This is a genomic window from Streptomyces sp. NPDC001532, assembly GCF_040298625.1.
GTDB lineage: Bacteria > Actinomycetota > Actinomycetes > Streptomycetales > Streptomycetaceae > Streptomyces.
In genome coordinates, this window is the sequence record NZ_JBEPAL010000003.1 from 70,756 (window position 1) to 90,255 (window position 19,500).

Here is a 19,500-nt window from a genome sequence, read left to right on the forward strand (position 1 = left end):
CCCGGGGTGCCGGCGCGCACGGTACGGGCGGCGTCCGTGTCGCCGTGGAGCTTCCAGCACGATCCCATGGACCCACCTTCCTGGAACCGACACCCGGGCGCGAGACGTTTTCCCGTTGTGCCCGGTACGGTCGGGCGCAGCCGCCGTGCCCGAGGGGGAGCCGTATGACCACCGCCGCCATCCGTCCGAGCGACCGGCGGATCAGTCCCGTCTTCGTGGGGATCGTCGCCGTCACCGCGGTCACCGGCTGGGCCACCTGGACGGGCTTCGCGGAGCAGCCCGGGCTGGCCGTCTTCCTGTTCGTGACGGCGGCCTGGATCGTCTCCCTGTGCCTGCACGAGTACGCGCACGCGCGCACCGCCCTGCACAGCGGTGACATCACGGTCGGCGCGAAGGGCTATCTCACGCTGAACCCGCTGAAGTACACGCACGCCCTGCTGAGCATCGTGCTGCCGGTGGTGTTCGTGATCATGGGCGGGATCGGTCTGCCGGGCGGTGCGGTGTTCATCGAGCGCGGCCGGATCCGGGGCCGCTGGCGGCACAGCCTGATCTCGGCGGCGGGCCCGCTGACGAACGTGCTGTTCGCGGTGGTGTGCACCGCGCCGTTCTGGCTGGACGCGCTGGACGGCGTGCCGCGGGACTTCCGGTTCGCGCTGGCGTTCCTCGCGCTGCTCCAGGTGACGGCCGCGCTGCTGAACTTCCTGCCGGTGCCGGGCCTGGACGGCTACGGCGTGATCGAGCCCTGGCTGTCGCGGGAGGTGCGGCGCCAGGTGGAGCCGCTGGCGCCGTTCGGCCTGCTGATCGTGTTCGCGCTGCTGTGGATCCCGGCGGTGAACGGCGCGTTCTTCGACCTGATCGACGCGCTGCTGCGCGGCCTCGGCATCAGCGACTTCGACACGTACTGCGGCCAGTACCTATACAACTATGTATTCAGTGCGCTGCGGGATGTCGGACCCGACGTCGGCTGCACGCCCTGATCAGAGTGCATGCGAAAGCCCCGCCCACCTCCACGGGGGAGGAAGTGGGCGGGGCGGCATCCGCCCTCCCCCTCGACGAGTCGAGGGGGTCGGCACGGGCGGGGTTCTCGTCCCCGGTCGAACGGAGCAAGCCCCGGGGACGAGGATCAAGGGACGCTAGCGGGGGCTGTGGAGCGGCACCTACCGACCTCACCGGCAGTGCCCAGCCCCCGCCGCGCCCTCCGCAGTTCGACGCACGGGCGCCGGCTGCGGGTCTACGGGCACTGATGGTTCGCCAGGGGCAGGAAGAGCACCGGCCGCACGGCCCACGTGACCTGAGTGGGTCCGTTCGTGATCGTCACCGAACACGGCTCATTGCGCAGCAGCGCCCGCCGCGTGTCGATGCGGCTGTCCCGCAGCCACTCCCACGCCTGGTCGGAAGCGTCGGTGTCCAGGGCTGACGAGATGGTGCGGAGCGCGATTGCGATCCATCGGTCAGCCCGCGCCGGCGAGTAGGCGCCGGTCGATCCATGTAAGACCGGCTCCTCCTCCGGGCTATTGAGATCTTTCGTCCAGCACTCACACCAGAAGCCGGGACGGAGGGAGACCTCCATCGCTGTTTCGGCTGTCACTTCATGGCTCCCGGCGTGTGCCAGAGGCGACGGGCATTGAGTACCGGGTCGCGCCGGTCTTCGTCCGTCGCGGGCTCCAGCCATCGCGGGTGACACGTCCATTCCCGCCCTCCCCCGAGAGGGCGAAGGCAGTAGCTGTCCCCCTCGACGCCCCGGAACTCCCCGATCAGGGATCGTGCCGTATCGACGAAGACCGTCCCGACGGCCGGCAGCTCTTTCTGTTCAGGGCGCGGCATAGCCCCTCCTAATCCCTGCATGTGATCACCCACTGTGGGCGGAATGGCGTGCGTTGACGTTACGGACCGTCACAGTCGGGATGCCACAGAGTTCTACGGAGTTCTATCCATTCACCCAAGAGCGTCGATCGCTGCGGTGATCCGGGCGCGGGCACCGGCGCCGTAGACGGCCAACTTCGAGAACTCGCCGAAGGCCTGGAGGTACTGCCCTACCTCTGAGGGGGCCGTGACGTTGACCTGTGCTGTCAGCAGCTCCACTTGCGCCTGAGCCTCGTCGTAGACGCTGAACGTCTCCAGCATCCACATCCGCCGGTCGGCAGTGAACGGGATGACGCCTAGCGAGACGGACGGAAGCGCCATGATCGAGAGCAAGTAACCCAGTTGGCCGGCCATCACTGCGGCGCCTCCGACACGGTGCCGGAGCACTGCCTCCTCGACCAGGAGCGCGAACCGGTGATTACCTTCGCGGATGACGCGCGAGCGCTCCATACGGGCTTGTACGGCCTCCGCTACGTCGTCGGGTGTCCCCCGGAACGCCGCGATGGAGCCCAGCAGCGCCGTCGCGTATCCATCGGTCTGAAGTATGCCGGGGACCACGTTCGAGCAGTAGATCCGAAAGGTCTGTGTCCGCTCGAAGAGCGGCAGGTAGGACTCCTGCAACCGTCGCAGCCCCGTGCGCTGCAACCGGCGCCATTCGACGTACATAGAGTCCGCCGTACGGGAGGCCGCGATAAGGTCTGCGGTCAGCCCGTCGGCGTCGCAGGCCCGGCACCATGCCCGGATGTCGTCGTCTGACGGGGGCGTGACAGCGTTCTCCAGTCGGGAGACCTTCGAACGCTGCCATCCCGTGCGCGCTGCAACGTCCTTACCCGTCAGGCCGGCATCCCGGCGGATCTCCCGGAGCCGGTCGGCCACGGCTTTGCGGGCTGACTGGACGCTTGATGATGGCGACGTTGGCATGCGCTGTGTTGCTCGTCAGATCCCGTAGTCCTCGTGCGGCGTCGCCCTGCTCCAGACACCTTCGAAGGCGTCGGCGCAGAGTTTCACCACTGCCGGCTCCTCGGTGACCTCGTCACCCAGGTAGGTCCCTTCGCCAGAGAAGTAGCCGAACCGGACGATGCGGTCGTCAAAGACCCAGAAGTCGTTACCGGGCAACGCCAAGTCGGAGGCATTCCTCCGCGGTAGCCACCGGATCTGTTCGCCGGCGGCGACGTTGGTGAACGTGCCGTCATACAGATAGCGGGTGTACTCACTCACGGGCTCGGAGACGATGCGGGCGCGACGGATGACAACGCCCCGCGCGACCGTCTCCGCGACCATGTCCAGCCAGGGACGCCACCACGTCGAACGGTCGTCAGGGTCTGGGCGGTAGCCGGACTTCCACGCTGCGACACGGGGAGCCTCGTCCGGGTCGTCGTAGTGGTCGCGCATCTCCAGGTGAACAGCCGACCGACGACAGCCCGCCAGTAGCTCACTGAACGGCGGCGCGCTCCGCAGCATCACATGCCTCCCTGATGGCGGCGACCATTCGCATGGGGAGCCGCACGACCTCTTCGTTGTCGGGGATCGGGCCGGTCGTCAGGCAGTCGGCGCGAGTCACATCGTCGATCTTCCAACCCTGCATGACGAGTTCCTGCCGTTCCTCGTCGACCCATACCGTCGGACAGTTTGCCCCGTCCGTGTTCGGATCCTTCGCGATGAACCGTAGCGGCATAGCTGCTCATACCCTTCTGCGGGTTCTACAGATGTCTACGACCCTTCCGCCCGCGGGGGAGCCAGTCAAGACCGCCTAGAGCCACCCTGCGTGACGCATCCGGCGCCGCCACGCCTTGCCGTGCCCTGGCGTGCAGTACTGCCGCACCCGCCCGGCGCCGGGCTTCTGCTCCACATCGGCACCGCACTGCGGGCAGGTGACGGACTGGCTCTTCGCGCCCTTCGTGAAGTCGAACATCGTTGCTCCTCCTAGAAGTCATGGGAGCGCCCCGCCAGCCCTGACGGCCAGCGGGGCGCGCGTGGTGAAGTGTGCGAGCCGCCCCTCCGTGGCGGAGAGGCGGCTAGGTGTGCGTCAGACCCACCGGCCGTTGTCGAGGGAGCGTGCACTCTCGGCGTCGTAGACCTCGATGCGCTGGTCGACGAATCCGCCGACTTCGCGGCCGTCGAGGTACGTCTTCGACTCGACGTTGACCGTCACGGGCCCGCCGCCGCTCTTCGCGGCGCGGATCTCCGCCCACTGCGCCGACGTCAGCACCGGCTCAGGCTTGCCTGTCCCGTTGGCAACGAGGTTCATGCCGGGCTGGAGGTATCCCCCATCGTCGTAAAGGAACGGCATGGGGTCGATGGTCCGTCCGTTCCGTCGCGCCTCCAGGTGGAGGTGCGGTCCGGTGACGTTGCCCGTCGCCCCCACGGCACCGATCGTCTGCCCGCGGGTGACCGCCTGGCCGACGGCCGTCGCCATCCGGGACATGTGGGCGTAGAGCGACGCCAGGCCGCCTCCGTGGTCGATGAGCACGTGCCGCCCGTACGGACCGCCGCTAGCGGCCGTCACGACACGTCCCCTGTCCACCGCGCGGATGGGCGTCCCCGTGGCGGCGGGGAAGTCCAAACCGGTGTGGTGACCGCTGGACCACATCGAGCCGGCCACGCCGAAGCGTGTGCCGAAGGGGGCGTTGACGGGCTTCGCCCACTGGCCGTTACCCAGGGGGCCGGTACCGTCGCCCCCGCCTCCACCGAGGACGAAGGAGACGATCTTGTCCTTCAGGTCACCGGCCATCTTCAGCGGGTACTTGGCGAGTACCTTGCCCATCTGAGCGACGCCAAGGTGTTCAGCGACGTCGCCAAGAATCGGCTTCATGAGCGAATCCCAGATCTTCGAGGGATTAGTCAGGAAGTCCGCCGCAGTCTTCGCCCAATCAATGCCGGTATCAACGGCGGAACCGACCTTGCCTGTCGTCCAGTCCCATGCGCTTCCTAGGGCACCAACAACGCCACCGTCGGCGAACTTAGGGACACCAGGCACCTCGCCCGTGCGGTTGAGGTGTTCGAGGTTTGCGTACCCTATCTTTCGGGCGCTGTCCGTCTTGACGACGTACTCTCCGGGCATAAGCCAGGCTCGGACGCTGTCCTTACCGGGGATACCGCCGAAGACACGTCCGCCGGAGGCGAATTTCGGGTCTTCGTCGAGAAGCTTCGGAGCGTCAGGAAGTTTGCCGAGGCCGACGAATTCCGCCACGCGATCCCAAACTGCCTTAATTCCGCGCGTGTATACCCATTCCACGATGAAGTTAACGGGGGCGGCAGCGATGCCGGCTACTTCGTTCCAAGCGGCCTTGATCGCCTTTTTCGCATCGTCGAAGGCGTCACCGACGAGTCCGACAGCCTCTTTGATGGTGTCAAAGGCAGGCTTAAGGCCCTTGTCCCACAGCCAGTCTGCGGCTTCGGTGATGAAGTCGAACGCTGGCTTTACCGCGTGATCGTAGAGCCAGACGAATTTATCGCCGACCCACTTCACGCCGTCCCAGATGAATCCGAACAGCGGCGTAAGGGCTTCGTTCCAAAGCCACGTGAGCTTTTCGACGATCCAGTCAGCTGAGGGCTTTACGGCGTGATCGTAAAGCCAGACGAATTGGTCGCCGACCCACTTGATGCCCTCCCAAATCGCCGTGAAGAATGGCGACAGGACGTAGTCCCAGAGCCATGTGGCGAGTGCGGCGATAAGATCCCACGTCGGCTTGAAGCAGTCTTCCCAAAGCCACATGACCAGCAGACCAGCAGCCTGGATAGCCAACCAGAGCGGCGTGAGGAGCACCGTCACGATCACCGCGACGGCCGTCCGGACGATCAGCGATATTGCATTCCAGACAGGGACGACCACCTCTTGCCAGAGCCATACGAAGGCGTCGCCCACCCACTTGATAGCCTCCCAGATTCCCAGGAATACCGGCTGGAGCACCTTCGTCCAGGCCCACTCCGCCGCCCCCTGAATTCCCTCCCAGACTGCCGTGACGATGTCGCGGAACCATTCGAAATGATCCCACGCGTACTTCACGGCGAGGGCCAGTGCGATAAGCCCCAGGATGACAGCACCGATGGGGTTCATTGCCATCGCCATAGCCCAGAGCCGGGAGACGATGAAGAGCGCATAGATAGCGTTGACGGCCCACGGTGCGTTCTCGGAAATCCAGCTGATGGAGTCGGCTACATACCCGAAGATCGTCAGCAGAAATCGCGAGGCTGGCTCCAGAGACTTCGCGACGTCGAACACCGCGGAGAAAATGTCACCGATGGTTTCAGCGACGAGAGGGCCCACGTCGCTCGCGTACTGGAGGAAGCTCTCGAACTCTGGGGAGCCCTGGAGTCCCGTCCCCCGTTCGGCGAAGCGACCGGTGATGTCCTGCATTCGCTGGGAGATGGAATCCATGTGCGGGAAGAATGCGTCCAGGATTCCGGCCATGCCCTTGAAGACATTGCCGAACGCCGTTCCCATCCCGACAATGGCCGGCTGAGCACTCTCGACGATTCCCGTCTTAAAGCGATCCCAGAACGGATCGCCCTTCATGTCTTCGCTCGCGCGGTCCATCAGCTCGTTGACTGCGTCCGCGGATTCCTCGACGAGCGGCGTCAGTCCCGGAAGAGCGTTCTTCGCGCCGTCGACAAACCGCGTGAAAATCGGCAGGACGTCGGGCTGAAGCGACGCCGACCATTCCTTGAAAGCGGCCGAAAGACCGTCCGGACCGGCGATGGAATCGTACAAGTCGCGCTGCTCTGGCGTGAGCTTCGCTAGTGCCTCACGGAACTCGTCCGCCTTCGTCTTCGCATTGGCCGTCGTGTCGATGCTCGACAAGCGGGCCGACTCGACGCCACGCTCCGCGGCCTCTATAGACTCCGCCGCCTGGACCTGCGCGACAGCCGCGTTGTCCACGGCGTCGGCGAGGTTGCGCTGAGCGTCGGCAACTGACTGCGCCGCGTCCACCTGCGTCTGTGCCGCGTCGCGCTGCGCGTCGGTCAGTGCCTCAGCCTGGTCCCGGACGTTCTGCTGCGCGTCGGCGACGGACTGCGTCGCGCGGCGCACGTCCTCGTTGCCCTCGACGCCGGCCTTGTGCTGCTCCGCCGCCGTCTGCTGGAGGCGGCGGTACTCCGTCGCCTGGTCCTTCTGATTCTGGACGGCCTGGTCATAGGCCAGTTGCGCCCGATCACGCTGGAGGTCGGAGGCCGTCGGGTCTGCGAGAGTGGCTTGCAGATCCTCGTAGGCCTCCTGTACGCGGAGAGCGGCCTCCCGCTCGTCGAGGGCGCCGGAGGCGAGCCGGGAGTTGAGGTCTTCGAGTTGCTGCGCAGCGTCCCGGCGGGCCTGCGTGAGGTCTTCCTCCGCCTGGCGCGAGGCGCGCTTAGCGTCGGCGAGCGACTGCTCCGCGTCCTCGACGCGCTCCGCCGCCTGCTCGCGCTGCTCCATAGCACGCACGGCCGCCTGCGCGAGGGCACGCTCCGCGTCCTCCACCTGCCGGTTGGCCTGTGCGATGGAGCGGGCGGCGTTGCGGTGCGCGGACGTGAGTGCCTGCTGCGCGGAGGCCATCTGGAGGGCGTTCTGAGCGGCCCGGACGTTGGCGGCAGCGCTCTTGTCCGTCGCGGACGCCGCCTCCTTCTCCGCGGCGCTCTTCGCCTGAATGACGCCAGTCACGCCCTTAATGGCGGGGACGGCTGCCAGGGCGAGCGCACCGACGCCGGCAGCAGCGACGAATGCGGCCGACGCGATAGCCCCGATGGCTGCGGCAGCGACCGGTATGACGGGGAGGGCCGCTACGGCGCCCATCGCGACAGTCAGTTGCAGGAGTGCCGCATGCGCCTGCGTTGTGTTCGCGCGGACCTTGATGTTGACGTCGTCGCGATCAATGTCGTTGATCTGCCGCTGCAGAGCAGCAAGCTCAGCGCGTGCCGTAGCCACGTCTGCACGAATCTGCACGTTTGGCGAACGCGACCCCAGCTCCGCGAGCTTGGCGTCAATCGCCTCCATTTCTGCGATGGCCGTCGCGGCGTCGATGTCGACACCGATCGTCTTGTTCGACAGCGTCTCCATACGCGCCCGGAGACGTGCAAGGTCAGCGTCGAAGCCAGTCGTCGAAAGACGGACGTCAGGGCGCGGGAGCGACTGGAAGGCTGCGCGGAGCCGGTTCTCGAAAGCTCTCGCAAACGCCCCGCCGTTGTTGTTTCCTGCCCGCGTTGCGGCGTTGCGAGCAGCGTTGCCACCGTTGTTGATTGCCGACGGAATAGCGGTTGCTATCTGTCGCCCAATTTGATCGCCGATAATCTCGCCGGCCTGGCGACCCACCCGATCCGCAGCGGGGAGGACGATGGCCTCTAGCTTCGAGTGGAACCGGGGTGCGATGGGGACGACGTCGACAGCCGCTGTGCCGACAATGTCCAGGTCAGCAGCCATCTTGAGCCCCCAGCGGATCCGCGGGCAGCGTGTAGAACACAACGTCGGACGGGTGATCCCGAAGGTTCAGAAGCTCATGGATAAGGAACAGCCGCCGCGCCTGGCGTTCCACGGCCGGCGAGGGCTCACAACGCGCGTTGTCCACCGCGTTTACAAGCCATTCCCGGCACGCATCTGAACAGAATTCGGCAACCGCCAGCGTGCCGATTTCTGTTAGCTGTGGTTCCACGCTGAACGCGCACGTTGGTCGCGCGCAACGCGTGTTGTCATTGGTCATTGGACGTCCAAACGGGCATGAAAAAACCCCGGTGCGTTCACCGGGGTTTGGATGGTTTATGGGGCGCCTGCTGACGCCGTGATATTTAGGGCCGGAACTCCGTGAAGACGTCGGGAACGCGCTCCCGGGGGTCCTGGCGTGCGTCGAGGAGCTTGACCAACTCCATTAGCTCCGATGCCTCTGTCACGTTTCCCGCCGCCGACGCACCGAATGCCCGCCGACTCCAGACGTAGCACTCCGGAGAGCAATGCCGTTGACGCCGATACCCGCCCGACGGGTGCAGTCGGTAAGCGCGGCTGAACGCGCACCCCGGACGCTGGCAGGACTCAGGCTGATGGTTGACGGACACGGATTCCTCCTGCGGAAATAGGAAAGCCCCGGGGATGACTTCTCCGGGGCTTTGTAACGGCTACATGCGGCGTGACCTGCTGTTTTAGGCTGCGCCCGTGTTACACTTTCTGGCGGCTAAACCGCTCAGGGCGTTACCCAGATGCCTCTAGGAAGCCCTGTGCGGGCGCCTCCCGGGCGATCTCGGAGCTTCCCCCTTGCACTCCCGTGGACTATCTGCTGAGCGGTTACGGAGCGACGCCCAGCACCTCTTCGGTCAGCGTGCTGACGGGGCCCAGATCACCCCCCTGGTATCACCGCAGGTCAGAGCGTTGTCACGGTTGCCGCGTGTGCCACGGCGCGCCCAGCTCGTCACGCCACACGGGCCGGCTCGTCGGGCCGCAGAGCTGCGCGACACGAGCACGCAGATGGTGTGTGCTGTCGTCGAGAGACAGCGCGTAGCCGTCGCGTGCGTCGACCCAGCGTCGACGCGCCCTGATCAGTGCCTCCGTGTCGCTCAGGGCGTCCAGCTCCACGGGCGTCAGCCACTCCTCCACCACGGCCGGCGCCAGTAGGCGGGGCGGACACGGATAGGCACGCACCTCGCCCGTGCGTGTGTTCACGCCACGCGCCTCGTCGCGCAAGCGTTGTGCGCGCTGCTGACGTCGGCCCATCACGCCGCCCGTGTGGTGTTGGGCTGCTCACCGATCACCCAGCGCATGCGCTCCATCGACGCGGGCGTCAGACCTAGATCCGACATCAGTGCTCGCGCCTCACCGATGAGCTGAGCGCTCGGCCGTCCTCCGCCGAGGATCGTCGACGTGGCGACGACGAGAGCGGCGACAGCGGGGAACGCTGAGTCCTCCCACACCTCTGCTTGCGGTGACTGCCATAGCTCACGCCAGTGTTGCTCCTCCGCCTCCGACCACGCGCGTCCCGGCGGGAGCGGGGGCGGATCGTCCTGGCATCCGTCAGGCGGGAGATAGGTAACGGGCCTCTCGTCGCCCCGGTGCCGGGAGTTGCGTGCGCTGGGGTTCGGTGCGGGCCCGGGTCTTCCGCGGTGCGGCATGGTTCCTCCTTTGATGGGGTGTTGGCGGCAGGCGCCCGCTACACTCGACGCATACGGGTGGGTGAGTGCGTCCCCACCTACAGCCCGACCACGCGGGACCCCACGTGGACGCTCGCAGGCAGCGAGCCGCAACCGCATTCGCTTGTGGTGGGGTCCCCGGGTTTTCTGCCCCACCGCTTCAGTCCGCGAAGGATTCTCGGTGGGTACATTCCTCTTCACTGCCCTTGCTGCTGGCGTTCTGACTGGCTTCGGGCAGCACATCGCCAACGCTATGTGGCTCCGTGTCCGTCGCTGCTGGGCGGCTCTTCGGCGTTGGTGGGCGTCGCGCCGGGAGGGTTAGCCCTGGCCCAGGGACGACACATGATCGATGCGGATCTTGTGCACCTTCGCGGCGACCGTGACGGTAAGCAGCGTCGGCCAGACCTCCGCACCCATGTACCCCGTAGGCGTCGAGGCGTACGCCAGGGTTCCCGTGATCGTCTTGCCGCTAACGAGTTCCACCACGACCGCCTGACCGTTCAGAGTCATGGCGTGGTCTCGAATCGCGGAGGTGTACTCGTCGAAGAGGTATGTCGTGGTCATGGGCTCTTACCGTCCGTTCATTTCGTAGGTGCGCTCTCGGAAGGGGTTGCCGCCATCAAGCGGCGTCGGGCGTCGCTCGGGGCGTCGTCCGTCCTCGTCCAGGCCGTGTCTGCGCCGGTACGCCTCCGCGCCGGCCGCCAGAGTCCCGGCGCCGGCTCCGACGTCGGTTCCGCGGGGGCCACCGGAACGGGGCGCTGGAGGAGCAGGCGGGCCGGCGAGCCCCAGCTCCGCGGCAAACGCCTGCGCGTCGGCCGTCAGCTCCTCGTCAGTGTTGCCGTGAAGTCGGGCGCTCTGCTCTGGCGTCAGGCCGGCGGCGAGTCCAGCGCGCAGGCGCGCGAGTTCGGTTCGGGCTTCGGTGAGCTGCTGCTCAGTGGTGGGCTCGCTCATGGGCGCTCCTAGAAGTAGTCGGTGGTCGAGGGCTCGCGGTCGGAGTGGGCGGCGTTGGCTTCAGGCTTCGCCGGCTTCGGTTGCGAGTGGTCCAGGTGGGGCGTACTGGAGTGCGTGTAGGTATGCGCGGGCCGTGGCTTACGCAGCGGGAGGACGCGCGGGGAGAGGTCAATCACCGGCCCGTGGTCGTCGTAGGCGACAGGCTCCTTCGACGCCGCGACATCCGCCTCCAGGTCGCCGTACGACGTCGGCACATAGGCCTTCCCCGTCGCTGCCAGCCACAGGAGGTAGGCCTCCGTATAGCGCTGCGTCCGCATGGCATCGAGGGCGAAGGCGGGGGCGTCAGCGGGACGGATGCCCTGAACCTCTCCGTAACCCTCCCGCTTCCACTGACGCAGGTTCCGGCGTTGCTCGTCGTCGTGGTCGCCTGCGATGGACCGGGGACGGGGCGCAGGAGTGAGGAGCGACCACTGCGCTGCGCGGATGTTCGTAAGGTCGTCGACGAGCCCCTGAAGGCGTCCCCACGCCTCTACGACGGCACCTCCGGCCTTGATAGCGTCGTCTGCCGACCGGACGTCGCCAAGCACCTCCGCGGCCTTCCTGGCGTCGCTCAGCACCTCGTCCAGCCTCGTCCTGAGGTGTTCCAGTGCGTCAGAGGCGAGCGCCTGGCGGGTGTCGTAGGCGAGGAGTTCCGTCGACTCCTTCGCGCGCTGCCGGGCCAGTCGTTCGGCCTCCCACTCCAGGGCGGTTGTGTGCGCCTTCGACGCTCGCCGGCCGATGTCCGACGGCCAGGATCCGTCAGCCTGGAACGCCGTCACGGCAGCGTCGATGACTTCATTGCGGGCGACGTCGGGCACGGCGCCCTGCGGGTGTTCGCGAAGACGCTGCTTCGCCTCGTCGAGCAGCCGCTCCGTACGCGCGATTTCAGGCACTGTAGCGAGCGCTGCCGCAAGGTCAGGGTTCATGATCAGTCCTTCGTGTCGGGAAACAACTCAGGCCCCTGCCCGCGAGGGGCAAGGGCCTGTCGGTAGTGAGCCGCGCGGGCGGCGTACCGCTCTCGCATACGTCGTCGCGCTGGCTCGGGGTTGCGTGCGTAGGCCTCACGCCGCTTTGCCCTGTAGCAAGCCAAGCAGTGAGGGCGTGTCCCGCCTCGTCCAGCGGCGTCGAACGGCCAGTAATCCAAGGTGACGGGGAATGTCTCCCCGCATGTCCGGCACGGCCGTGAGCCGGGGGCCGGCACGTCAAGAACGCGCATGGTCTCTCCGTCCGTGGTGTTCGCTCTATAGCTCGAAATCTGGGCATGGAAAGACCCCTACCGCCCGCGGAGTAGCGGCGTGGAGCGGCACGGCCACGAAGGGGGAACCGGCGCTCGACACGCTCCCCGAGGGGACGCAGGCAGTAGGGGTCTAGGCGTGGCGTCGGAGGAGAGGGCGACGTCACGCGGTGCGCGAGCCTTCAACGGCTGGTGTTCCGGGTCCGGAGGCTCCGCGGAGAGAGGGGAGGAGAGGGGCAGTTCCCCTCCCCTTCCCTCGTGTATTTCGAACGTCAGGCGGCGTCGGTGCCTCGTCGCTTGCGCATGCGCTCCCGGGCCTTCGCTCGGTCCAGCGCCCTCGCGCACCCGTCGCCGCACGTGACACGCCATTTACGACGCTGGCTTGCCGGTCGGCGGAGTTCGTAGGGCTCTCCGCAGTGCTCGCAGGTACCGCGGAAGACCTTGAAGTCGCCCACGACGGTGACCGTGCCGCCCTCGACCTCCCACGTCGCCCGGGGCTCCGCCTGCGCCTGGCGCTCCGCGAAACGCCGCGCTATCTCCGGGTCGACGCGAACGGTCACCTCCCCGACCACCGGAGGCACAATGTCCACGTCCCGGCCCGACGACCGATGTCGATGCGGGCGCTCCCGGTCGTCCTCGTCGTACATGCCATCGTGCCAGTCCTCCCACTGACGTTCCCCGAACTCCTCGTCGGAGACGTCGTCGAGCGGGTCCTGCCCGCTCAGCCCCCGCCACGGTGCGCGCCCTCGGGACACGAAGGCGTCGTGGTCGGTCTCCAGCTCCAACGCCAGATATCGAAGCTCCTCCGCCTCGCCCGTCAGACGGGAGCGTCGGCGGATGGGCGAGCCGTTGTCATCATGCATGTCTGCCCCTAGACGTCGACAGGGCACACGGTCGTGCGCCCTTACACGTACGTAATGGGGGAATCGTCGGCAGATGTGGGGGTGATGTCCGTCACACTCCCTCGGTGCGGCCTCGTCGTCCAAACTCCGCGCCAAAGTGCCAAACCAAAGGGCATTTCCAAGAGGCCCTATAACACGTTAAGGAGAACCTGGAAAACACCCTTATTTTGTCTAGTCTGACCGAGAAAGATAGAAGTATGACGAGAAACCGCAGGTCAACGGGGGTGTACGCGACGGACGCACCGCCTGACGGTTTGACCTCAGTCCGGCCAGGTTTGCCACCGGGGCGGCGCGGAGGACGTCGACGAGGCACCCGAGACGCGACGAAGCCCGCTCCCGAGCAGTCTCGGGGCGGGCTGTCCGTCGGGCGCTGAGGCCTCAGGCGGCGACGAGGGCTCCGGGGAGCGCCAGCCGGCGGGAGGCGTCGGCGCAGGGCGGGCAGATCGACGTGGTCCACCCCTCGTCGGTACGGACGGGAGCGGCCTCCGGATCGCCCGTCCAGCAGTGCGAGCACACCGTGTTGATCGGGTACTCATCGACCTCGTGCGCCCAGAGGACACAGACATCGGTGTGCAGGGCCTCCGCAGCCAGCGCTGCCGACGCGAACGACGTCGCCCAGCCGTCGGCGAGCACCACCGCTTCATAGTCCCCCGGGTTGTAGTCGCGGTGGGTGGCGACGACGGTCGGGAAGCGGAGGCGGTCGGCGACGTCACAGGCGAAGGCGAAGGCGTCGGCAAGAGCGTCGGAGGTGGTGGTGTTGCCGACGACGAGGACGGTGCGGGAGGTCTCGCTGATGCACGCCCGGTGAGCGAAGACCTGGCAGCCGTCGACGGTACCGACGGGGACCATGGCGCCGTCTTCTTCGTTGCAGACGATGCAGGCGATACCGTCGAGCTGAGCGGGGGTGAGGTTCGTGGAGTCGATGCGTGCGAACATGGGCCTACTCCTTCAGGGAGAGGGGGGCTCGTCGTTCCGCCAAGTCCGTGCGAGCCCCCGCTTAGCTTGTCGGGGGTGGTTAACCGCCTCGATAGTGGCACAGGGTCGACAGGTGGTCAACCACCCTGGCAGACTGCCGTTATGGCCAACGCTCACAAACACAAGCTGCGCGGCATCCGCGGTATTGACGACGAGACATGGGACGCCTTCGACGAGGCCACCAAGGAAGCTCAGACAGACCGCTCAGCGGTCGTGCGGGAGGCGATCCTCTGGTATCTCCGTCGGCCAGGCGCAGAGCCGCCAGAGCGGCCGGCGAAGGGGCCGTGGAGCGAGCCCCCACAGACATGACGAGAGCCCCGGAGAACAACCGCCGGGGCTCTTGCTCTGTTCTTTTTCAGCCGGCCAGGTCGTCAGCGAGGGCCGCCAACTCCAGCGCAGCATCCCCGAAGAACTCGGCTGTCACCTCGAAGGAGACACGCGACTCGTCCAGTCGTCGCCATCCTCCGCGGGTACCGCGCTTGACGCGGACAACGACGCCACAGTCCAGAAGCATCGCTCGGCGCTCCAGGTCGTCGCCGGCGTCCCACATCTGCGCGTAGGTGGCGGCGCCTTCCTTGACGATGGTCCGCGCCTCCGTCTTCGGGCGTGCCTCCAGCTCCTGTAGGCGGGCGTCCAGCGCGTCGTGACGCTCCTGCCATGCCGCAATGGCTGCTCGGGACTTCTGCTTGCCTCGCTCCGCCAGGTGAGCTTTGAACTCTGCTTCCGTCTCTTCGATCTCCGGGCCCGGGTCGTAGCCGGGAATCGTAATGTGCTCCAGGACGCGAAGGCCCCCAAGATGCCGCAGGAACTCGCGCTCCACGTACTCCTCTGCCCAAGCCTGCTTGATCGACGAAGGGGCCTCACAGAGGTTCCCGGGGCTGAACGCCTGGCAGACGTAGTTCTGTGCGCTCTGGCGTCGCTGGAGGTACATCTTTCCTCCACATGCGTCGCACCGGAGGACACCGAGCAACGGCGCGTTGGTGTCCTTCCGCTCGACCGGCTGACGTGAGCGGGAGGCGAACAGGTCGCGGAGGTAGTCGAACTCTGTGCGCGTCAGGATGGGCTCGTCAGTGAATGGGATGGGCTCGCCTGTCTTGGGATCCCGGACCACACTGCCCTTGTAGGTCTTCCACCCAAGCATGGCGTGGCTGGTGAGCATGTCCTTAATGACGGTTCCAACCCACCCGCGGCCCTCGAAGGATTTTCGGCGAGTGTCGCTCTCGTCGACGTCGGACGACTCGTCGACGACTTCCAGCTCCCCACTCTCGGCGGTCTCAGTAGCCCGCAGCCTGTCCCGCTTCTCCATCCAATATTTGACCGGAGTAGGCACGCCTTCGGCCGCCAGCGCCACAGCAATGGCCGTCGGCGACTTCCCCCGTTTCCCTGTGGCGTCGTCCCCCTTCAGGTCTCGGATGATTCGCTGAATCACCTTGACAGCGTCGGGATCAGGCTTGAGAGTCCATCCTCCGCCCTCCAGGCGCCGGGGCTCATAGCCGAACGGAGGTCGCCCGCCTTTCCACCTGTAGCGCATATTGCGCAGCGCTGCGTGCGCTCCCGTGACGCGCTCTTTGGTGCTCAGTCGCTCCACCTGAGCGGCGAAGGCAAAGAGCATCATCATCAATTCCGCCATGGGATCCATGGGGTTGCGGAAGTCGAAGATGAGTCGGCCGGCGTTCCCTACACCCTCGTCAAAGACGAGCATCTTTCGATGGTCTTTGGCCCACTTGGCGAGGTCATGCATGTCCGACATGGATGCGATGGCGCGATCAAATCGCCACCACACAATGGCGTCGTATTCGTCGGGACGCGCAAGCCAGGAGCCAAGCTGTGGTCGGTCGAACGGGCTGAACTTCAGCGCGGAAATGTCGAGGTCGACGGCCTCACGGAGGTTGTCGCCTTCGCCGAAGTCGATGTCCAGCGCGGCGGCGGATCGGTTACCGGCCTCCCGCTGACGTTCAACGCTGGTGGTCGAGTCGGTCAGTACAGACAGGCGGATAGCGCGCAGGCCGCGCAGCGTCTTTGCCATGGTGCCCCCCTTAGGGGGCGCCATGGTAGCGCAGAGTACATGGTCGTGTGTGCACTGCGGCTACGACCTGTACCGCTTCTGGCGCGGCGGGAACGAGCTCTGCTCGGTCAGTCGGTGACGCGGTGGCGCTTGAGGTAGTACCAGCACATGTTGGACGACAGTCCGGCCATCAGCACCCACACGATCCCCAGCCAGCTGCCCTGGACGAAGGAGACCACGGCCGCGGCGGTCGCGAGGACGCAGACGACGAGGGCGTAGAGGGCGAGACGGGGCATGTCGGTCGGCTCCTGTCAGGGGACACTGCTGGGCTTGCTGCCCACCAGTGTCCCCCATGGGCTCATACGTCCGTGACGCGGAGCCCGGCGTGCGCCTTGTAGCGGCGGTTCACCGAGATCAGGTTGGCGACCAGTGACTCCACCTGGTGGGCGTTGCGCAGCCGCCCGGCGAAGATGCCGCGCATCCCGGGGATCCGGCTGGCCAGGGCCTGGACGGTCTCCACGTCGGCGCGCGCCTCGCCGAGCACCATGACGTCGGTGTCGATCTCGTCGATCTCCGGGTCCTGGAGGAGGACGGCGGACAGGTGGTGGAAGGCGGCGGTGACCCGGGAGTCCGGCAGCAGGGCGGCGGCCTGCTCGGCGGCGCTGCCTTCCTCCGGCTTGAGCGCGTAGGCGCCCTGCTTGTCGAAGCCGAGCGGGTTGACGCAGTCGACGACCAGCTTCCCGGCCAGCTCCTCGCGCAGCGATTCGAGGGTCTTGGCGTGGCCGTCCCACGGCACGGCGACGATCACGATGTCGCTGCGGCGGGCGCACTCGGCGTTGTCGGCGCCCTCGATGCCGTGACCCAGTTCCTCGGCGGCGGCCCGCGCCCGGTCGGCGGCGCGCGAACCGATGATCACCTTCTGGCCGGCCTTGGCGAGCCGGTACGCGAGGCCCTTGCCCTGCGGACCGGTCCCGCCGAGCACGCCGACGACGAGCCCGGAGACGTCGGGCAGGTCCCAGGGGTCCTTGGCGGGGGCCTTCGCGGGGGTCTGTGCACTGTCGGTAGAGGTCATGGGCCGACTCTACGTCCGCGCGTGGCGCGGCACGGGACGAGGTGAGCCGCGTCACGGACGCTCGGGCGGCATTGCCCGGGTCGGGCGAATCCGCGGCGAACTGCGGGCCGGACACGGCGGGTTGCGGCAGGATGCGGTCGCATGGACGCCGTACGGGTCGCGCTGCTGCGGGAAGTGCTGGCCGGGACCGAGTGGTTGCCGGCCACGCGGCGGTTCGCGGGTGCGCTGCGCGGGTCGGTGGTGGCGCACGGCGGCGGGCTGCTGCTGGTGGGGACGCCCGCGTACGAGCCGTGGCATCTGGCCGCGCATCTGGTGGACGAGGCGGCGTGGTCGGGCACGCCGGAGCTGGTGCCGACGCTCGTGCGGTATGACGCGCGTCCGACGGATCCGGCGCATCTGGCGGTCGGTCCCGGCCGTATCGAGGCGGCCCGGCGCGGTGAGACGCTGCTCGTGGTGTCACCGGCGGAGGCGGACGCGCCGCTTCTGGAGCGGGTGCACGACGCCCGCCGGGCCGGTGTCACGGTGCTCGCGCTCTCCCCCGGCGAGGACGATCTGACCGCGATGGCGCACGAGGCGCTGACCGTGCCCGAGGGCTCCGAACTGGACCTGGACACCGTGCAGCACCTGGTCGGCGCGGCGGCCGGGGAGAACGCGCTGCCGTCCGCGCGGGGCCCCCGCCGGCTGCGCGACCGGCTCTCGCGGCTGGCGGACCGGCTGACGGCGCCGCCGCCGGCGCGCTGGTAGGCGGGTCCGGTACCGCCGGGAAAACGGGTTGCCCGTGTCGCTGCCGCGGACCGAGCATGGCCCGTCGTGAACGACGACGCCCCCTCCGGTCTCCGCGCCCTGCTGCCCGATCTCGCGCCCTGGCGCGCCTCCGCGGACTTCCGGCGGCTGTGGCTGTCGGGCCTGATCACGAACTTCGGCAGCTTCCTGACCTTTGTCGCGCTGCCGGTGCAGATCAAGGAACTGACCGGGTCCGCGGCGGCGGTCGGCGCGATCGGCGCGGTGGAGGTGGTGCCGCTGGTGGTGTGCGGGCTGTACGGCGGTGCGCTGGCCGATGCCTGGGACAAGCGGAAGCTGATCGTCTGGTCGGAGGCGGGGCAGGGCCTGCTGTGCGCGGTGCTGCTGGTGAACGCGCTGCTGCCGAGCCCCGCGGTCTGGCCGCTGTACGTGGTCGCCGCGCTCGCCTCGGCGCTGGCCTCGGTCCAGCGGCCCGCCCTGGACTCGCTGATCCCGCGCATCGTCGCGCACGAGCAGCTGCCGGCCGCCGCCGCGCTGAACGCGCTGCGCTGGCAGGTCGGCGGGATCGCGGGTCCGGCGCTGGCGGGTGTGGTGGTGGCGTTCGCGGGGATGGGCTGGGCGTACGCCGTGGACCTGGTCACCTTCGTCGTATCGGTGGCCCTGGTGCTGCGGCTGCGGCGGTCCCCCGCCTCGCACGAGGCGGCCGAGCCGTCGCTGAAGGCCGTCGTGGAGGGCGCCCGGTACGCCTGGAGCCGCAAGGAGCTGCTGGGCACGTACGCCGTCGACCTGTCGGCGATGTTCCTGGCGATGCCGCTCGCGGTCCTGCCGTTCCTCGCCGACGAGCTGGACGCCGAGTGGTCGCTGGGCCTGATGTACGCCGCCCTGCCCGCCGGTGCCCTGGTGGTGAGCCTGACCAGCGGCTGGACCTCGCGGGTGCACCGGCACGGGCGGATGGTGGTGGTCGCGGCGCTGCTGTGGGGTCTGTCGATCGGCGCGGCGGGGGTCGCCGGGAACGTGTGGCTGGTGCTGCTGTGCCTGGCTCTCGCCGGCGGGTTCGACATGGTCAGCGGCGTCTTCCGGAGCGCCATGTGGAACCAGACGATCCCCGACGAGCTGCGCGGCCGGCTCGCCGGGATCGAACTGCTGTCGTACTCGGTGGGCCCGCAGCTCGGCCAGGTCCGCTCCGGCGCGTTCGCCGCGTGGTGGGGGGTGCGGACGTCGGTCTGGTCGGGCGGTCTGCTGTGCGCGGCCGGGGTGGCGCTGCTGGCGCTGTGCCTGCCGCGGCTGATGACCTACGACGTGCGGACCGACGAGCACGCGGTGCGGCTGCGCGAGCGGCGCGCAGCCGCGGACCCCGCGCCGGCGGCCTGATCAGCCCTCGTCGGAGCTGCCCGGCGCGGGTGCGTCGTGCCAGCGCGGGTCGTTCTCCCACTGGAGGTTGCGGTCGCGGGCGGTCTGCATCGCGTGTTCGGCCTCCGCGCGGGTCGTGTACGGCCCGAAGCGGTCCTTGCCGGGACAGTCGGGCCCCTCCTCGACCTTCTTGTGCTCGAGGCAGTAGTACCACTCGCCCGGTTTTCCGACCGTGCGCTTCTTGAACAGGGCCATGACCGGCTCCTTTCGCCAGGGACATGGTGTCGTA

At 67.7% G+C, this 19,500-nt stretch carries 21 protein-coding genes; 3 read left to right on the forward strand and 18 right to left on the reverse strand.

The window, feature by feature from the left end; translation table 11 throughout:
- Positions 1 to 164: 164 nt before the first annotated feature.
- A complete protein-coding gene (locus ABT232_RS04670) occupies positions 165 to 977 on the forward strand; it encodes a site-2 protease family protein (protein WP_351835835.1) in 813 nt (270 codons plus the stop codon).
- A 254-nt stretch (positions 978 to 1,231) separates the two neighbouring features.
- Here ABT232_RS04670 and ABT232_RS04675 read toward each other — a convergent pair whose 3' ends face one another.
- The 17 genes from ABT232_RS04675 to npdG form a co-directional block, all read right to left on the reverse strand.
- Positions 1,232 to 1,570: a hypothetical protein gene (locus ABT232_RS04675; RefSeq protein ID WP_351836299.1), complete on the reverse strand. Its 339-nt coding sequence runs from the start codon at positions 1,568 to 1,570 to the stop codon at positions 1,232 to 1,234.
- Between the two features lie 365 nt (positions 1,571 to 1,935).
- A complete protein-coding gene (locus ABT232_RS04680) occupies positions 1,936 to 2,784 on the reverse strand; it encodes a helix-turn-helix domain-containing protein (RefSeq protein ID WP_351835838.1) in 849 nt (282 codons plus the stop codon).
- 15 nt (positions 2,785 to 2,799) lie between these two features.
- Positions 2,800 to 3,324, reverse strand: coding sequence for a DUF6879 family protein (locus tag ABT232_RS04685; protein WP_351835840.1), 525 nt, complete (start codon positions 3,322 to 3,324; stop codon positions 2,800 to 2,802).
- The gene (locus tag ABT232_RS04690) at positions 3,296 to 3,538 is read right to left on the reverse strand and encodes a hypothetical protein (RefSeq protein ID WP_351835842.1); all 243 of its coding nucleotides are present in this window, start codon (positions 3,536 to 3,538) and stop codon (positions 3,296 to 3,298) included. The genes ABT232_RS04685 and ABT232_RS04690 overlap by 29 nt, the downstream gene beginning before the upstream one ends.
- Before the next feature lie 75 nt (positions 3,539 to 3,613).
- Positions 3,614 to 3,775, reverse strand: a complete 162-nt coding sequence (locus ABT232_RS04695; RefSeq protein ID WP_351835844.1) for a hypothetical protein — start codon at positions 3,773 to 3,775, stop codon at positions 3,614 to 3,616.
- Between the two features lie 114 nt (positions 3,776 to 3,889).
- Positions 3,890 to 8,251: a peptidoglycan DD-metalloendopeptidase family protein gene (locus ABT232_RS04700; RefSeq protein WP_351835846.1), complete on the reverse strand. Its 4,362-nt coding sequence runs from the start codon at positions 8,249 to 8,251 to the stop codon at positions 3,890 to 3,892.
- Complete coding sequence (locus ABT232_RS04705) at positions 8,241 to 8,528, reverse strand: hypothetical protein (protein ID WP_351835849.1); 288 nt, start codon at positions 8,526 to 8,528, stop codon at positions 8,241 to 8,243. The genes ABT232_RS04700 and ABT232_RS04705 overlap by 11 nt, the downstream gene beginning before the upstream one ends.
- A gap of 662 nt (positions 8,529 to 9,190) precedes the next feature.
- Entirely contained in the window at positions 9,191 to 9,478 is a 288-nt protein-coding gene (locus ABT232_RS04710; RefSeq protein ID WP_351835851.1) for a hypothetical protein, read from the reverse strand.
- 50 nt (positions 9,479 to 9,528) lie between these two features.
- On the reverse strand, positions 9,529 to 10,185 hold the full coding sequence (locus tag ABT232_RS38420) for a phage terminase small subunit (protein ID WP_450871581.1): 657 nt from the start codon (positions 10,183 to 10,185) through the stop codon (positions 9,529 to 9,531).
- Positions 10,186 to 10,260: 75 nt separating this feature from the next.
- Entirely contained in the window at positions 10,261 to 10,506 is a 246-nt protein-coding gene (locus ABT232_RS04720; protein ID WP_351835857.1) for a hypothetical protein, read from the reverse strand.
- Between the two features lie 6 nt (positions 10,507 to 10,512).
- The gene (locus ABT232_RS04725) at positions 10,513 to 10,893 is read right to left on the reverse strand and encodes a hypothetical protein (protein WP_351835859.1); all 381 of its coding nucleotides are present in this window, start codon (positions 10,891 to 10,893) and stop codon (positions 10,513 to 10,515) included.
- 8 nt (positions 10,894 to 10,901) lie between these two features.
- Positions 10,902 to 11,858 (reverse strand): hypothetical protein, encoded by a 957-nt coding sequence (locus tag ABT232_RS04730; protein WP_351835862.1) that lies wholly within the window; start codon positions 11,856 to 11,858, stop codon positions 10,902 to 10,904.
- Positions 11,859 to 12,438: 580 nt separating this feature from the next.
- A complete protein-coding gene (locus tag ABT232_RS04735; protein ID WP_351835864.1) occupies positions 12,439 to 13,029 on the reverse strand; it encodes a hypothetical protein in 591 nt (196 codons plus the stop codon).
- 417 nt (positions 13,030 to 13,446) lie between these two features.
- Positions 13,447 to 14,004, reverse strand: coding sequence for a hypothetical protein (locus ABT232_RS04740; RefSeq protein WP_351835867.1), 558 nt, complete (start codon positions 14,002 to 14,004; stop codon positions 13,447 to 13,449).
- 394 nt (positions 14,005 to 14,398) lie between these two features.
- Positions 14,399 to 16,069: a recombinase family protein gene (locus tag ABT232_RS04745; RefSeq protein ID WP_351835870.1), complete on the reverse strand. Its 1,671-nt coding sequence runs from the start codon at positions 16,067 to 16,069 to the stop codon at positions 14,399 to 14,401.
- A gap of 107 nt (positions 16,070 to 16,176) precedes the next feature.
- Positions 16,177 to 16,344, reverse strand: a complete 168-nt coding sequence (locus ABT232_RS04750; RefSeq protein ID WP_351835873.1) for a hypothetical protein — start codon at positions 16,342 to 16,344, stop codon at positions 16,177 to 16,179.
- Positions 16,345 to 16,406: 62 nt separating this feature from the next.
- A complete protein-coding gene (npdG, locus tag ABT232_RS04755) occupies positions 16,407 to 17,120 on the reverse strand; it encodes an NADPH-dependent F420 reductase (protein WP_351835876.1) in 714 nt (237 codons plus the stop codon).
- A 141-nt stretch (positions 17,121 to 17,261) separates the two neighbouring features.
- On the opposite strand from npdG, the gene ABT232_RS04760 reads away from it, so the two are divergent.
- Together ABT232_RS04760 and ABT232_RS04765 are read left to right on the forward strand one after the other, a co-directional pair.
- A complete protein-coding gene (locus ABT232_RS04760; protein WP_351835879.1) occupies positions 17,262 to 17,864 on the forward strand; it encodes a hypothetical protein in 603 nt (200 codons plus the stop codon).
- Between the two features lie 66 nt (positions 17,865 to 17,930).
- The gene (locus tag ABT232_RS04765; protein ID WP_351835882.1) at positions 17,931 to 19,232 is read left to right on the forward strand and encodes an MFS transporter; all 1,302 of its coding nucleotides are present in this window, start codon (positions 17,931 to 17,933) and stop codon (positions 19,230 to 19,232) included.
- On the opposite strand, the gene ABT232_RS04770 is transcribed toward ABT232_RS04765, so the two are convergent.
- The gene (locus tag ABT232_RS04770) at positions 19,233 to 19,466 is read right to left on the reverse strand and encodes a hypothetical protein (protein WP_351835884.1); all 234 of its coding nucleotides are present in this window, start codon (positions 19,464 to 19,466) and stop codon (positions 19,233 to 19,235) included. It lies immediately after the preceding gene.
- Positions 19,467 to 19,500 lie beyond the last annotated feature (34 nt).